Origin of the sequence: Commensalibacter oyaizuii (assembly GCF_029953265.1) — a bacterium.
Lineage (GTDB): Bacteria > Pseudomonadota > Alphaproteobacteria > Acetobacterales > Acetobacteraceae > Commensalibacter > Commensalibacter oyaizuii.
The window spans coordinates 2,214,000-2,230,344 of sequence record NZ_JASBAO010000001.1 but is presented as its reverse complement, the minus strand read 5'-3'; the positions used below and the strand labels follow the sequence as shown (position 1 = coordinate 2,230,344).

Below are 16,345 nucleotides of genomic sequence, written 5' to 3'. Positions count from 1 at the left end.
ACTAAATATTCACAGTAATCATAAGTAATATCAGCTATGATATCCACCCTTGTATTTCCTTTGTGATTAATTTGTGTAACATATTAATTGCGATCAAGGAATCATTTAAACATGGAATATACATGAACTCTTCCCCCCCTTTTGACATAAACAAATGCCGATATTCGTGATTAATCTCGTCCATAGTTTCCAGACAATCGGCCATAAAACCTGGTGCGACCACAGCTAAACGCTTGATGCCTTGTTGTAACGATTTTTCAATAATATCCGTGATGTTAGGCTCCAACCACTTATCTGGTCCAAAACGCGATTGATAAACCAATGGCATTTCCGGCTCTGTTTTTCCCATTGCCAAACGCAATGCAGTTGCAGTCGCTTGACAGTCTTGTTCATAAGGGTCGCCAGCATTAACATATCGTTGAGGTAGCCCATGAAAAGATAATAAAATCTGCTCTGGTCGATGCTTGTATTCTGATAATTTTTGTTCAATATTTTGTTTTAATGCTGCGATATAAATCGGATCCTGAGCAAACGAAAACGTTGTTCGAACTGCTGGTTGCATACGATACGTCATCAAATGTTTAAAAACAGCATCATTAACCGTCGCCGTTGTAGTAGCACTATATTGAGGATACAAAGAAAGAATTAAGATGTGGTTACAATCTTTACTTTTTAAGTAATCCAGCTTTTTAGCAATTGATGGCTGCCCATAACGCATTGCCCAATCAATCAACACATTTTGCTTATTAAAATAATCTTGTACCTTTTCCGCTTGACGTTTGGTAACAACGGCCAATGGGCTTTTATTTTCTGTCTTATCCCACACCCGTTCGTACGATTTGCTCAACCGTCGAGGACGAAACGTTAAAATTGGTCCTTGTAAAATTGGCTGCCATAACCAAGGCGGTATTTCTATTACCCGTCTATCAGATAAAAACTGAGATAAATATCGACGAATGGACCGATAGTCGGTTCCTTCGGGTGTCCCAAGATTAACTAATAAAACGCCAATTCTTTTTTGCAATTTATCTTCCTCACCCCAATGGTCGTTTTCATTTAACGCGATCATACCATATTGACTATAAACAGCAGTCTATCGCTTTTTTCATTAAAGAGGAACAGGGATATTTATCTAACTGAGATAGATTATACCATGCATAACCCTCGGCATTTATCGGACTGTCTTGAAATATTATGGGTTTATATAAACTAATCTTTAAAATGAAATGAGTAAAAACATGGTTGATATCGCCTATATATTCCCAATCCCCTGTATATCCCATTTGTTTCAACCCTGCGGGCAAATCCCAAACTTTCTCTTCCCAAGATGTGCTTGGCAGCTGCCAAGTACCTGCTAATACACCTTTCATAGGGCGTTTATGGAATAAAACATTATTGTTAGAACCTTGTATAAAAAAAGATATGCCGTACTTGATAGGTTTTGCAGCTTTTGGTGAACGCTTTGGTAGATCATTAGCAATATTATCCAAACAAGCTTTACAGACTGCTGACAAAGGACACAGTAAACATAAAGGGTTCTTTGGTTTACAAATCGTTGCCCCAATATCAAATAATCCTTGTGCAAAATCCCCTGGTCGCTCTTGAGCAGCCTGACCTTGATTAAGCATCTTGGCAAGGGATGCTAGCTTTGGTTTAATGGCTGGTAATGATTCTTTTATAGCAAATAGCCGTGCAGTAATTCGTTCGACATTTCCATCTACAGGCACTGCAGGTTGATTAAAACCAATGGAATATATTGCAGCGGCTGTATAATCGCCAATTCCTGATAATTTTTTTAATTCATTGATTGTTGTTGGAATATTTCCCCCTTGATCAACAATTTGTTGAGCACATTGATGCAAATTCCGTGCCCGACTGTAATATCCAAGTCCTGTCCACAAAGACATCACATGGTCCAATGAGGCTTTGGCGAGATCACAGATTGTTGGAAAATCCTGAATAAAACGATTAAAATACGGAATAACTGTTGCAACTTGCGTTTGTTGTAACATAATCTCACTAAGAAGCACATGGTAAGGATTAGGGGCCTCCCCTTTCTTTGCTCTCCATGGTAAGATTCGTTGATGATGATCATACCAGTGCAAAATAAGATCGGCATAAGGGGAGTTGGTTGACATATAATGTGTAATACCTGTGAAAAGAAACAGTTAACAACAGATGACGAATATAACATAGATGAATATCCTGTAAATAAAACAGAAAAGCGCAGCTATGATATGTATCAAATAGCGAGTACGGTACATCGTGTTACCCGACCAGTTTTCAAAAAAAAATCCCCAACGACTGTTCAAATCATGTCCGATTGGATTGATATTATTGGCCATCATTATGGTAAAATAACCATCCCTCACCGATTATATAACGGAACATTAACTATTGCTTGTTCCAGTACGACTGCTGCAGAAATGCACTATATTGCGCAAAATATTATTCAAAAAATTAATTTATATTGTGGGCGACCTCTTGTAAAAAACATTAAGTTTTTGACCAGTCAAAATGCAGTCTCTTTTTTACATACTCCTTCAAAAAACCCAAAACCCATTGTGCGCCCTATTAAAATCAATGATCTACCTGAAGGTCCTTTACAAACCGCTTTGGCACGTTTGGGCGGACTTTTACAAGCAAAACAAAAAGGAAATTATAAATGATGTTTACACACCACAAAAAACTAATTGAAAAGGCAAAAATACAAGATGTACCTTATTGTGCGATTTGTTATCCTTGCGAACTAACCGCCATTGAGTCGGGAATTGAGGCACATAAATTGGGATTGTTAAATCCTATTTTTGTAGGCCCCAGCGACGAAATCAAAGCCATTGCAAAAAAACACAATATTGCATTAGACCAATTTCAAATTATAGACGCTAAAACAGAAGCCGCCGCCGCGGCTATGAGTGTTCAATTAATTCGTGAAAATAAGGCACAACTTTTAATGAAGGGCAGCTTACATACTGATGTCATGCTAAAAGCTGTTGTAAATAAGGAAACAGGCCTCAGAACGGGTAAGCGCATTACCCACGCCTTTTTAATGGATGGGCCTGAATGGGAAACACCTTATATTATTACCGATGCAGCAATTAATATTTTCCCTGATCTTGTTACCAAAATGCATATTACTCAAAATGCTATTGATTTGCATCATGCTCTAGGATATGGCGTTCCCCGCGTGGCGATTTTGTCAGCTGTTGAAATGGTTAATCCTGATATTCCATCCACATTAGAGGCCGCAGCATTGTGCAAAATGGCTGATCGAGGGCAAATTAGAAATGGCGTTGTAGATGGTCCCTTGGCCCTAGATAATGCTGTAAGTATGGCCGCTGCAAGAATGAAAAAACTGGATACCCCCGTGACAGGCCAAGCTCAGATTTTAATTGTTCCCAATTTAGAAGCTGGGAATATCCTTTTTAAGGCTCTTTCTTTTATTGGTGCAGAAAAAAATCGTGCTGATAGTGCTGGCATCGTTTTGGGTGCAAAAGCCCCAATTATCTTAACCAGCCGTGCCAGCAGTTTAAACAGTCGCCTGGTATCTTGTGCGATGGCAAAATTATCTTATTATCACACTTTATAAATTTGAATAATAGTGCGTATTAATCCGCACTATTATTTATAGTAATTCTAACGACCATTTAAACTGCTTATAGCCTTAATCATCCCTAAGGCTACGGCTCTACATACGGGATTAATATTGGAATCAGGGTTTGTAAAATCATTGTCAGAATATTTTTTACCACAGGCATCCATAATGTCAGCGTGTAGCTTTAAACACTCGAATTTATCCTTCGAACATACTTGATTATAATAATATTCAAATCTATTTCTGTCTTGGGAAACAACATCATCAATACCTAAAAGATATACAGTTGTTAAATAAATAGCACTTTTTGTATCGCCTTTATCTGCAGCAGCTTCATTTAGCTCTACAGCTTTTCGAAAATCCTTGGTAACACCATATCCCAAGCGATAACATAGCCCTAAATAATATAACCCTTCAGCATTTCCTTGATCTGCTAATTTTTGAAAAATTGCTTTGGCTTTATTATAATTTTTTTTAACACCATTTGTCCCCTTCAAATACCATTGTCCCAAATCAATTTGTGCAGCAGGCAACCCTTGGTCTGCTACTTTGATCATCCATAATTCAGCTTTACTTTGCATTTTAGCATCCTGATTTTCAGAATAAAATAAAGCCAACTTGTATTGATCTTCAACATTCCCTTGTTGGGCCACTTTTAATAACAACTTTTCTAGCTTTTGATTATATTGAATAAATTTTTTCTGACCTTCTGGATAATAAACATCTTCAAATCTTTTTCTTTTTTGCTTGTATAACGAAATTAATGCGTTTCTTGCTTCTTTGTTCCCTTGATCTGCAGACTTTGCTAATCACACTTCCTGTTTTTGTTCAGAATTATCAATTGATGGTTGGTTTTGGAAAAAAACCCTTAATTCGTACTGCGCCTGGGCATCCCTTGACGTAGCTTTTTTACTTAATATTTGAAATTGATCCAATTCTTTTTGGGCTTCGGTATTTCCAATTGATGCCTCTTTTTTTAGCCCTACGATATAGTCATTCATAGATTTGGCGAATGTATGATGTGTTGGAAATAATAAAAAAGTTACTATAAAAAAATTTTTAAATTTCATTAAGAAAATCCCTAAAAAAAATTACAAAATATATTAAACACTATTAACTTTGATATTAAGCCTATATAAAAAGGATCAAAATTAACCCAAAAACTACAGTGATTTAAAAAATATTACTTATAAGGAACATTTTTAATGAGAAAGATTTTTTATACCTTACTGATCACTGTCGGTTTGATTGGTTTCACCGGCAGCAGCTATGCCGAAAATAGTGCTGTATTTACCCAAATGGAAAAGTTAGCTAATGAAGGAAATGGGCAAGCGCAGCACAATCTCGGAGTAATGTATCAAAGAGGGATCGGCACGATCCAAAACGATGCGAAAGCAATCGAATGGTATACAAAAGCTGCTGATCAAGGGGTAGTACGAGCCCAAAATAATCTTGGTATGATTTACAAAAACGGCAAAGGTGTTGAAAAAAACTATGCCAAAGCCATTGAATGGTTTACGAAAGCTGCTGAATACTTTCAAAAAGCCTGTTCAAACAAAATTAGACCAGCCTGTAAACTCTACGAACGAACAAAACAATAGAATAAAGATTATTTTTATCGGGTATTTGTGTGTTCATAAATACCCGATTTTGTCATTGACTTGTCTGCACACCATAGTCAGTCATTGGTCGTAATTGGTGAATAACCCCCTTGTTGAACAGATAACTCATAAACCCGCGAATTCTATTAAATTCTATTTTCCCCGGATTGACAGCAATCAAGGGCAAAGTTGCTTGCCATGCGGCTTTATTTAACTCTGTATTAAGTTCAGGATGGTCTTTGACTGCTTTATCAAAAATTTCATCTGGGTGTAATTTTAAATACTCTCCCCCTTCCTTCAAAGCCTGCATAAACCGCGCAATCTTAGGATCCTTAGCGTAATCAGGACGAGTTATAAAAATCAGTTCATCATAAGCGGGAATACCGTATTTTTCTGGATAAAAAGTAGAAACCTGCACGTTGCGTTGTTGTAAATCAATCAGTTCATAATTTCTATTTGCCCCAATGATCGCATCAACTGCCCCAGTCATTAATGCCTGTTCTAATTGAAAATTAACGTTAATCAATTGCACATCAGATAGTTTTAACCCAGCACTTTGCAAAATTGTTCCCAAAACTGCACGTTCATCGCCAGCAACTGAAACCCCGATTTTTTTACCCTTTAAATCTTTGATTGATTTTATACGATCATTTGTGATCAAAACATCCAATGGTTGATTTAACAATGATCCTACTTGCACCAAAGGGATATGTTGATCCACCATCATTCCTAATTGGATGGGATAAGATATTGCCATATCTGCTTGTCCCGCGGCAACCAGTCTTGGTGGTGTTCCAGGATCAGCTGGGGCAATCAATTCTACATCTAATCCATGACGTTGAAATGCCCCACTATATTGAGCAGCCAATAATGATTGATGCCCAGCATTTAAAAACCAATCTAAAATCACTGTGACTTTATCATTGGCAGAGACACGTGTACTCGATAAACATCCAATACAAATAAATAACGCAGCAAACAAACGGAATATATTTAAAATATTCATAATATATCTATTCTTTTCCTAACAACACTCATATGACAACCCAAAATGATTAATCTAATAAATCATTACCTTACCAACTGATCCTTTCCGTTCCCATTCACAAGGAAGATGACCTGTTTTATAAACCTCGAATAATTGTGCAAAAACCAGAGATTGCTTTATAATTTTCTTATAATGATCCTCAATCATAAAATGCACAATATCTCCACCCTACACACGCTTTTAATAATTGATCATCTATCCCATCAATATGAATCAAATTTTCAATTGAGTGTTTATAATAATCTTTCCAAGATTGAAATAAGCTAGGATATTTTGACAAAGAAATACTGACTCTCTATTTGCTTCTTCCACAACTAAATTTTCCAATTTCTACGCACCAATCAATTGCTGACAAGGTGTCTTTTAGATCATTATCCATAAAGTTAATGCCAGTTTATTATTCATCAATACCAGAAGACATAGCCATCATATCAGGATGAGAATTTTTAACGTGTTTCTGCCCAAGTTCTCCTTGTTGCTTTTCATATTTTCTCTTTAATTTTTCTGCTCTTTTTGACCATTGTTGTGCTTTTGCTAAATCTTTGGTAATACCATCGCCTTGTTCATATATTTCTTTGAGTTTCAACGCCGCTTCGCTATTTTCTTTAGCAGCCTGTTCATAATATGAAATTGCTTTGAAACTATCCTTTTCGACGATTTCTCCCACTCGATAGATATCCCCTAATTTATCTTGAGCATATAGATCATCACGTAATTTCAGAGTTGTAATCGCCATCTCATAATAATGCTTGGCTTTTTTTGTATCTTTGACAACACCGTTACCAACAGCATAGAGTTTACCCAGCTCTATTTGGGCATTATCATCATTTTTGATGACTTGCTGTTCATAAAATTTTCTGGCTAGACTATACCATTCCTGTGCTTGCAAAGGATCTGTTGGAACATTGTTGATATCAGAAAACAAAGTCCATAATCTCTTGGTAATCTCATGATAACCTTTTATAAAATGCCAATCTGGTAATCTTTGCTGAGCCTGCTGATAATTTTTAACCGCTTGCAACACATCTTTTGGAACCCCATCACCCTCATCATATTGCTTTGCCAGTAAAAAGAAAATATTCGCCTGTTCTGCAGCCTTATCAAACAATTCAAAAGCAATATTAAAATCTTGTTCAACCCCCAGCCCAGCATGATACATATCTCCTAAAAACCATTGTGCCATTACATGATTTTGATGAGCTGCTTTTTTGTACCACCTGACGGCTGTGCCATAATCAAAATCAACCTCTTCATCATCAACATCTACACCATAACCATCATTATAAAGTACACCCAGGCGAAATTGTGCCTCGGCATCGCCTTGATTGGCAGATTTTTGATAATATTCAAAAGCTTGATTGATATCTTGCTCTACACCGTGCCCCTGTTCATACATCATTCCCAACCGACATTGTGCTTTGGCATGACCAGAGTCTGCTGCTTTTTCATACCACATCAATGCCTCAGCATAATCCTGAGCGATATGCTCATTTCCCTCATTATATAAATTACCAAGTGTGTATCGTGACTCTACATCCCCGTTTAAGGCTTTTTCTTTTAGGTTTCGTAACATTCTATTCACCACTTATTCATTAAATAGGGATGAAATGATCATATTAAAAATTTTCTTTTAACAACTTAATTTACTTTGATACCAAGGGATTTATTGAACATAATCGTCATACAAAATACTATAGGATAGTATCAGCTCATTCTTGTTATTAAGAGTTCTATTCATGACCTTATCTTCTTATTATAAACAATTACACAGCACTCTCATTCTATTTTTATGCATCATTTCTGCCAACAGCATTGCCAAAACACCAGCCTCGCTTAATCAATTCAGAGGAGATCCATTGATCGCCAGCAAGAAATTTGCACTGTCTATTGATCAATCCTGTGGTGAAAATAGTTCTGCCGATCAACTCAACCTGAACAAGCAAAATAAAAAATGTATTCTTGAAAAAATTACTTTTCCTTATGATACAGTCTTATTTAACGATACAAAAAAAAATAAGTCTATTCCTGTTCAATTATCCCCTCAATTTCACAGCGTCATTCGAACTATATTTCATCCTAATGATACAATTTCTACAGCAACATTATTTATCGAGCAGCCCAATCATCAAAATACTTCACTGATGCTGTATCAAGAAAAACCAAATTTTGATGGGTTTAGTGTTACAAAACGCTATTATTTTATCGCCTCCCCCACACAAATTTTTATCTTAGGCGTGATTTATACCGAAGAAGGCGCTGTATTAGATTATTGGCATAATTATACCATCAATCATCAAGGACAATTCCGCTTGTCCGATACAATCACTTGCCAAGCTGGTATTCCCAGAAAATGCAGTAATCAACAAGATTCCTATTACAAGTTTTTTTATAAGTAAAAACCGATTAGTGAGAATGTTTGCAGAACGCAATAATTTTTCTAGTAAATAATTTTATAGAATTCTTTTGATAATCTAAGTTTTCTTGATTGGTATAATTTTTATATTTTGGAAAATCGGATCTTTCTTTCATTCTTTTTGCAGTTTCTACTTTCGAAAAATAAGTAATTTTATCAAAAGGACTAGTTTTTCCTACGGCTTGAGCCTCTTCAGTTTCTGGTTGTATTATTAAATTAACAGCACCATCACCTAAAAAGCAAATTTCCAAATCTGGACTATCCTTAGGTGTTTTTTGATAGCAATCATGTACCTTTTCAGCGGCTTCTTTAATTCCATCAACTGTTTTAACGCAAAAACTTGGAGCAAATTTTTTAACAGCAGCATCAATAGTGCCATCTGACATGTGGCTTGGTTTGTCCGCAGCCATAGCGGTTAAAGGGAAAGAAATAATAGAAAAAGCAAGTAAGATTTTTTTCATTTTGACCTTCATATACACTTATAAAAGTTTACTCAATTTACCATAGATGACTCTAGTTTTAAAAATAAAAAGCCCGTGCGTTCTGCCATATTGCTTTACCTTAAAATCCAGTGGTCATGGTTAACATGGTTGCAAACCCACCGCCAATATAATAATTCGGCGATGAACCAGCAATTACTGTGCCATATTTTCCAACAGTATCACGTGCATTTCCTGTGGGACTGGCAACACCAGAAAGATATTTTTGATCGGTAATATTAATAAAATTCATGCGAATTTGTGGATGTTTCATAAATCCATAACTATCAAATCGATATCCCAGTGCCACATTTCCCGTTGCAAAAGAGCCAATCGATTCATCGTTCATAAAAGTTGCATATTGTTTGCCAACCATTTTGACATTACCATTAGCAAAAAAATGACCATCATCATATGTCAACCCTACGGCAAATTGCCATGGTGGGCTTCTGACAGCTCTTTTTCCTTTGGTAGGTAATAAATCACCATAGGTGCGTAAATCATTATCTATTCTGGTATATAAATATTCACCAGAGACATAAGGACTGAAATGATGCCAGGGTTTTAATCCAATTTCTGCATCTACGCCACGTGATGTTTGACCACCAGCATTAATCGATGAACCTACCCACGCACCATTTTGTCTTAATATCGTCGAAATCATTCGATTGGTATAATTATAATTAAAAAATGTAACGCTTCCTAAAAAACGGCGACCGTTATAACGGTATCCTAGCTCTTCCTCGATTGAATATTCTGTTTTCAAATGGTTCGTGCCAATCTGTGAAATATCCCCTGTATTGGGATCGTAAGTATCATATAATGTTGATTTATTGGGAACAGCGAAATTAGTATTTACACTGGCAAAAATCTGATGCTCTTTATTAAATTGATACCGAACCCCCAATCTTGGCAGTGGTTTAGATACATTATTCCCAGTGCGATATTGAGGGCCTGGTAATCCATTCCACCCCGAACGATTGAAAAAAATCTGCTTAAATCCCGCATCAATAAATAATTTATTGTCCATAAACGTCATATGGTCACCCAGAAAAACCGCATTTACTTGGGTTATCGTATGCGTATTTTGGGCCAATAACTCCTGACCGTCAGGTAGATGAATGTTTTGATGTTTACCACTCCATAAATCCCATGGCTGTCCATTGGAAGAAACAGGCGTAAAAGGTTGCGTTACAACATCATCAGAATAATCATACCAATATCCCAATAATAATTGATGATGTTTCAAGTTTAATGTTAATGTGGGTGTAAACCCAGAACGATAAGTTCGTTGAAACCATCCCCCTAACACTGTTGCTGTGCCATCTACCGCGCCTGGGATATCAATTTTACCTTGAATAGGTTGGGTTCCTTGCCACAATCCCATCTCATTAAGCGTGGTGCCATAAGGTGAATTTCCATATCCATATTGAAAATACGGAGTTACCTTAAATTGCAATCGATCTGTTAACGTAAATTTAGAAGGCGTAGCCACATAAATTTGTTGAAATGTTTGCTGATATAATTTCCAATAATTGCTGTTATCAATTGCTGTTTTATCCCATGTGCCAGAATAATTATTTCCACCCCCTGCACCATCGGCAATCCATTGAGATTTTGTTGGAGTATAATAACTGCTCATAAGCGAGTAATTCCAGTCACCAAGGAAAGAAATCGAATTATTATTCCCCCACTCTTTTAAAAATTTAAAATCAATATGCTGGCGATGGTCATATCCTGGCCCACGCCAATTATTCCCCCCAGTATAAGAATAAGAAATAAAACCCTTTATCCCTGTTTTACCAATTTCACCCGTATCAACACGCATGAAAGCACGCCCTGTATGATGTGACCCATAAGATAGATCAATCAGTCCACCAAATTTTTCCGCAGGATCGCGCAATTTTAAATTAATTATTCCACCAGCAGCATTATAAACAGGACTGCCTAAATCGGGGGACCCTTGGGCCAAAGCGATAGATTGCAAATTCTCATTATCAACAAACTGGTTTAAATACCCAAACCCGTCAGAAACATCATTCAATGGCATTCCCTCTAAAACATAGCCTATTGAATTACCGGTCATTCCCCGAACCGTTAAATCTGTCTGTGACGATAATCCATAAGGATCAGAAGTGGAAACATTTGCCCCTGGCAACATATTGATTAAATTATATACATTAGACGTTGGAGCTTGCATTTGAATATAACTAGAAGACACAGTACTGACTGATTTCATCGCCGTTTCAGGTTTAATCAATCCACCCCCAGCATCTTTGCCAACAAAACCATAGGCTGTTCGATATCCTGGCGCTTTGCCTGTCACCATAATCTGTTCGCCCGCCTCAGATATGGGGACGTCTTGTTTATTTTTTGGATCTGCTGCAACAGCAACCATTCCCGTCACAGGCAATGCTGTCATCACACAAAATAAGCGATACATATAACTTGAGAATTTAAACATTTTACTTCCTCCCTTCGCTGGCATGATCCAGATCAGGTTCTACGAGTGTATTCTCAGCCCCTTTTTATAAAGAGACACCCCGGTTAAAACAATTTGTAATTGTTTTATCGTATTTTTACTGTGTTGAATACCCCCTTATTCATTCCATTTTTCGTGTTGTAAAAAAGGATGAGTTACATCCAAAAATGCAGCATTTTTTTCCATTGAATCAGCAATGATTGTTAAACATGCAATAGCAGCCACAATTTCCATACGAACAGCCAAATTTTGTTCGTAAAGCTCACGTTTTCTAAGCTTTTTGATAACACTATGACAAACAACGACAGTACGCCCATACCGCCCATGAAATTTAGAAATTCGTCTTAATACAATTCGCAACAAATCCTTAATGTCGTTGGTCATAATATCGTGATCAATCATCGACCTTAAACGCAAAACATTCAACCCAATCATCATGACGGCCATCGTTCCCAAATGATAGGCCTGCACGACTTTCGTATTTTTTGTTGTATTTAACTGACGTATCATTGTTACCAATAATTCCGTTGTCTGAAACAACCAAATCCGTGGGCTACGTTTATGGGTAGTCGGCACTGCCCGCATATTTTTCAATAAGGTTTGACGTAAATTTAACCGTGTATTTATTGGGCTGTACGGATAAATCAACCGAAAAGAAAGAAGCGCAAATATAATCCCCATAAATAAGGATAAAGCATTATTTGCAAATGTTACCTCGTCCAATCGGGCTTGATTGTCTAAGGACAACATATATGGCAAATACGAAGCATAGGACGCTGAAACAGACAATGTTTTTGGATTGGCAATTCCTAACCCCCCAATCAAAGTCGGAATAAATAATACCACGCATAGAGTGAACATATTTTCCATTGGAGGAATAAATACGAAAGTCAGGAAAAGACCAACAATTAATGCATAAATCGATCCTTTAAACCATCCAAAGGTTGAAGCAGAAGGATTTTCAAATAAACAAAAACGTGCACATCCCATTCCTGTTAATGCAGCAGCAGATCCCCCCTTGTCCCAACCCGTCACATACCACATGACACAGGCCGCGGTCATGGCAACAAATGTACGCAAACAATTTTTCCATGCCAAAGAATAATTTAAAGGAGGGGTAACATGAAAGTTGAAATGATCATTTTTATATGGATGAATGCTTTTATAATATTCATCTAATGTTATTTGTAATTCACCTAATAGCTCGCTTAAACTTCGAAATAAAATCCGATCATTAAAAATGGTTTGATTGACCTTTACAGCATCAGTAGAACGATTACGGTCTCGTTGTTGATAAAAACTATCTGTAATTCGTTGACGACATTCCCAGCGCAATGCATTTAATCGTTGTTTTTCAATAAGAAAACCTTCCCCTTTTTCAATACGTCGTAATAGTTTTTTTAACCGTTCCTGCACCACAGGGATAATAAGTTTAAATTCATAAGTTTCCTCACCAAAATAATTCATTTGTGTAGATAACCCTGTGCTACGGGCTAACACTGCGGTTACTGAAAATAATGCTGCATGGGCATGATCCCCCGTATGATCATGCCCATTCATTTCGATTTGCCTAAATTCTATTGTATTATTGAAATTTGTAATTGCCGTAAACAGTTCCTGAGATTTTACAACAGCCTTTTCATCCCCTGAAAGCATGTCTGCAACGGATTGAACGGTTCCTTTAATCGCAAATAATAAATTATCATTTAATTGCTGGCGGGCATGTCTATCTAAATTAAAATCAAAAAATCGTCCAACTACACTATCTGATAATACCCCAAGTAAAATATAAGTGGCCCGCGACATTGCCAGCATAAAAATTCCATCGGGGTTGTTAACTGACCCAAACGCAATGATTGCACAAGTAAAACCTGCTAAAACCATTGCATAGGCTTTAAAACTTTGCATACAGGTTCCAAACCATACGCAAACAGCTAAAAAGAACGTTACCGCCAGATTAAATAGCCATGGTTGTTGTGGAAAGATCGCGACCAAAATAATGGCTGCAATTGCACCAAAAATTGTTCCCACAGCCCGCCAATACGCTTTTGAAATTGTCTCACCACGCGACGTATTACGCGCACAAATCCAAACCGTCATGGGTGCCCATTTGGGACTGTCCAATTCCATCCACAGCGCAATACCCAGTGCCAAAAAGGACGCAATTGTCGTACGCAATGCAAATAAAAATGCAGAACGAGATGGCGCATATATCCAGCCAAAAGACTGTATATATGCTTTTGATAAGATTAAATGCCTGTCCAGCCACGACGTGACTGTTTGTAGTCGTGCCACAAGAAACCTTTAAAATTTTAATATGATTTAAATAAATGAAATTAAATAATAAAACTTATTTACTTTATTCTATTTTTACAACTACTACAAATTTTAAATATATTTATCTATATAAAATTCGTTTTTCAAAAATAAAGATTTTAATAAAAAAGCATATTATGGGATTTTACCTTAAGGAACGATGCGTTTCTATTTAATGCATATGCAATCAAGATCAAAGAAGAGATAGCCGCACTAACTTCTATCCTAACGGCTAAATTACGTTCTGTTTCTTCTCTTTTTCTAAACTTAGCAATTGCTCTATAGGCAATCAAAACTGTTCTTGCATGTTGGCCATATCTAGCCTTATCACCTTTAAACTGAGCAATGCGACGCAAAACCACCCTTAATATATTTTTAACATCCTCTGTCATAATATCGTTATTGACCATAGCCTGTAAACGAATGACGTTTATCCCTATTAACATAACAGCCATGCAACCACGACGATATGTATTGGTTAAATTACTATTTTGTTCCTCACTTAATTGACGCATAAGCATAACAAAAGAAACAGAAACAAAATGTATCCACTTCCTTCCTAGTGGAAGGGTTGTGGAATTAGCCAAACGATGCAATCCGTTTAATAATTTTTGACGCATTTGTCTGCGTAATCGACGCGTATGGTACGGAAACACGATACTATATGTAAATAATGCGACCAATCCACTCATAAATAAAGCCATAGAATCATTTAAAAAAGTTACTTCATCAACTCGCCCTTGATTACTAAATCCTAATAAATAACAAAAGAAGAACATATACCCAGACGCAATTGGGGCATATTTTGGCACACACATTGCCAAGGCCCCAATAGATAAAGGAAAAAATAAAATAAAACACAACATTTCAATAGATGTAATCAACGGCATTACTAAAAAGTTGAAAAATGCACTCGTGATTATTGCAATGCATATCCCCTTAAACCATCCCCTACAGGCAAGGCTAATGTTATCAAACACGCAAAATCGCGAGCATCCCATACACAAAAATGATAAAAACACAGGGGCATTATGCCATCCTGTAATTTCCCAGACTAAGCACCCCATAGTAATAGCAACAAATGCCCGAATACTGTTACGTGCCGCCCGTTTAAAATCAAGTGAAGTTTCCATATGAAACTTAAAGCCATCACGCAAATTTTGATTTTCACTTTTGTCTAATTGTTGCAATGTTGCCTCAAGCTCTGCCAAAACTTCACGTAAAGTTTGATATAATATTCGATCATTCAATGCTCTTTGTGCATATTCAGATGAAATTTGTTTTACCGTGTTACGATCTGTATAAAAACTATCAGCAATGCGTTGACGACATTCCCAGCGCAACTCATTTAAAGCCTGCAAACAAGGGGTAATCTCTTTTCCTGCTTGCAAATGTTTTAAAATTTCATCTAAACAATGAATTGTTGTTGGCAGAATATAAGTAAAATTCAAAGTTTCTTTTTGATTTTTTTGAATATGAATTGAAAGCCCCATCGCTTTGACCATTAAAGAAGAAATCAAAGATAAGGTTGCCCTAGCATGGTCGCCCCTACGACCAATACTACGCATTTCCAACTCTCTAAATTCAATTGTGTTATTAAAGGCAATCACAGAGGATAATACCTGATCAGAACCAGATATAGCCCAGTTATTTCCATTTAATATTTTAACCAACGAGTCAATGGCCTTCTCAATAGCTATTTTTAACTCCTGATTTAATTTTTCATAGGCATTATTTTGTAGATTTAAATCGAACAATCGCGCTGTAAAATTTTCGGCCAATATACCCAAAATAAAATAGCTACCACGCGACATAACCATCATAAAAGTTTCATTTTGATCCCGTACAGTTGCAAACAAAACAATGGCACAACTGAACCCTGCCATAGACCAACCAAAAGAAACGAAATTTCGGCTGCAACTGGCAAACCAACAACATATTGATACCCAAATTGCAACTGATAATTCAAATAAAAGAGGTTGTTGAGGGAAACTAGCAACAATACATAAAACAGCAATCATACCAATAATATTGCCAAAAATAACCCAATATGCTTTGGATAAAATCTCGCCTCGTGATGAATTTTGTGCAACTACCCAAACTGCCATAATTGCCCAACGGGGACTGTCCATCTCCATCCATAAAGCAATCGTTAAGGCAATATAAGAAGCTATCAAATTCCGCAAAACGAAGATAATTGTTGCTTTAGGAGGAGCATAAATCCAACGTAGTGATGGCAGCGTCGTAAACCTAAATGATAGGAGCTTTATAAAATGCACTAAACAAACCTTATCAACAGCATTATTGGCATTTTTAAAAGTATTCTTTTCCCATTCTATACACAAAAAATCAAATTTTAACCTTCATTTCCCGAATGAAAATGATTTTCCTTATCATAAATGCAACACCCA

15 protein-coding genes and 1 riboswitch are annotated in these 16,345 nt (G+C 36.6%); of the genes, 4 read left to right on the top strand and 11 right to left on the bottom strand.

The features are described 5' to 3' along the window. Positions 1-34: 34 nt before the first annotated feature. Both hemH and mutY read right to left on the bottom strand, forming a co-directional pair. Positions 35-1,069 (bottom strand): ferrochelatase, encoded by a 1,035-nt coding sequence (gene hemH / locus QJV27_RS10255; protein ID WP_281448830.1) that lies wholly within the window; start codon positions 1,067-1,069, stop codon positions 35-37. A gap of 10 nt (positions 1,070-1,079) precedes the next feature. Beyond that, entirely contained in the window at positions 1,080-2,138 is a 1,059-nt protein-coding gene (mutY, locus tag QJV27_RS10250) for an A/G-specific adenine glycosylase (protein WP_281448829.1), read from the bottom strand. 3 nt (positions 2,139-2,141) lie between these two features. On the opposite strand from mutY, the gene QJV27_RS10245 reads away from it, so the two are divergent. Then, entirely contained in the window at positions 2,142-2,669 is a 528-nt protein-coding gene (locus QJV27_RS10245) for a DUF721 domain-containing protein (protein ID WP_281448828.1), read from the top strand. Further along, a complete protein-coding gene (locus QJV27_RS10240) occupies positions 2,666-3,589 on the top strand; it encodes a bifunctional enoyl-CoA hydratase/phosphate acetyltransferase (RefSeq protein WP_281448827.1) in 924 nt (307 codons plus the stop codon). The genes QJV27_RS10245 and QJV27_RS10240 overlap by 4 nt, the downstream gene beginning before the upstream one ends. A 47-nt stretch (positions 3,590-3,636) precedes the next feature. On the opposite strand, the gene QJV27_RS10235 is transcribed toward QJV27_RS10240, so the two are convergent. Together QJV27_RS10235 and QJV27_RS10230 are read right to left on the bottom strand one after the other, a co-directional pair. Beyond that, positions 3,637-4,260, bottom strand: coding sequence for a tetratricopeptide repeat protein (locus QJV27_RS10235; RefSeq protein WP_281448826.1), 624 nt, complete (start codon positions 4,258-4,260; stop codon positions 3,637-3,639). Between the two features lie 144 nt (positions 4,261-4,404). Beyond that, positions 4,405-4,665, bottom strand: a complete 261-nt coding sequence (locus QJV27_RS10230) for a hypothetical protein (RefSeq protein ID WP_281448825.1) — start codon at positions 4,663-4,665, stop codon at positions 4,405-4,407. Between the two features lie 135 nt (positions 4,666-4,800). Between QJV27_RS10230 and QJV27_RS10225 the strand changes: the two genes are divergently transcribed. Further along, on the top strand, positions 4,801-5,196 hold the full coding sequence (locus QJV27_RS10225) for a tetratricopeptide repeat protein (protein ID WP_281448824.1): 396 nt from the start codon (positions 4,801-4,803) through the stop codon (positions 5,194-5,196). A 52-nt stretch (positions 5,197-5,248) separates the two neighbouring features. Here the strand turns inward: QJV27_RS10225 and QJV27_RS10220 are convergent, their stop codons facing one another. The 3 genes from QJV27_RS10220 to QJV27_RS10210 all read right to left on the bottom strand — a co-directional run bounded on the left by QJV27_RS10220 (position 5,249) and on the right by QJV27_RS10210 (position 7,817). Further along, entirely contained in the window at positions 5,249-6,202 is a 954-nt protein-coding gene (locus tag QJV27_RS10220) for an ABC transporter substrate-binding protein (RefSeq protein WP_281448823.1), read from the bottom strand. A 54-nt stretch (positions 6,203-6,256) separates the two neighbouring features. Continuing rightward, a complete protein-coding gene (locus QJV27_RS10215) occupies positions 6,257-6,400 on the bottom strand; it encodes a hypothetical protein (RefSeq protein ID WP_281448822.1) in 144 nt (47 codons plus the stop codon). 241 nt (positions 6,401-6,641) lie between these two features. Then, on the bottom strand, positions 6,642-7,817 hold the full coding sequence (locus QJV27_RS10210; RefSeq protein ID WP_281448821.1) for an SEL1-like repeat protein: 1,176 nt from the start codon (positions 7,815-7,817) through the stop codon (positions 6,642-6,644). Between the two features lie 163 nt (positions 7,818-7,980). Between QJV27_RS10210 and QJV27_RS10205 the strand changes: the two genes are divergently transcribed. Beyond that, a complete protein-coding gene (locus tag QJV27_RS10205; protein WP_281448820.1) occupies positions 7,981-8,640 on the top strand; it encodes a hypothetical protein in 660 nt (219 codons plus the stop codon). A gap of 7 nt (positions 8,641-8,647) precedes the next feature. On the opposite strand, the gene QJV27_RS10200 is transcribed toward QJV27_RS10205, so the two are convergent. From QJV27_RS10200 to QJV27_RS10185, 4 genes are all read right to left on the bottom strand, one after another. Further along, positions 8,648-9,118: a hypothetical protein gene (locus tag QJV27_RS10200; protein WP_281448819.1), complete on the bottom strand. Its 471-nt coding sequence runs from the start codon at positions 9,116-9,118 to the stop codon at positions 8,648-8,650. Positions 9,119-9,218: 100 nt separating this feature from the next. Beyond that, complete coding sequence (locus QJV27_RS10195; RefSeq protein ID WP_281448818.1) at positions 9,219-11,600, bottom strand: TonB-dependent receptor; 2,382 nt, start codon at positions 11,598-11,600, stop codon at positions 9,219-9,221. Further along, a riboswitch (TPP riboswitch) is annotated at positions 11,593-11,692 on the bottom strand. Its footprint overlaps the gene before it by 8 nt. A 43-nt stretch (positions 11,693-11,735) precedes the next feature. Beyond that, positions 11,736-13,913 carry an FUSC family protein gene (locus QJV27_RS10190; RefSeq protein ID WP_281448817.1) on the bottom strand — a complete coding sequence of 726 codons (2,178 nt, stop codon included), beginning with the start codon at positions 13,911-13,913 and terminating at the stop codon, positions 11,736-11,738. 140 nt (positions 13,914-14,053) lie between these two features. After that, the gene (locus QJV27_RS10185; RefSeq protein WP_281448816.1) at positions 14,054-16,213 is read right to left on the bottom strand and encodes an FUSC family protein; all 2,160 of its coding nucleotides are present in this window, start codon (positions 16,211-16,213) and stop codon (positions 14,054-14,056) included. Between the last annotated feature and the right edge of the window lie 132 nt (positions 16,214-16,345).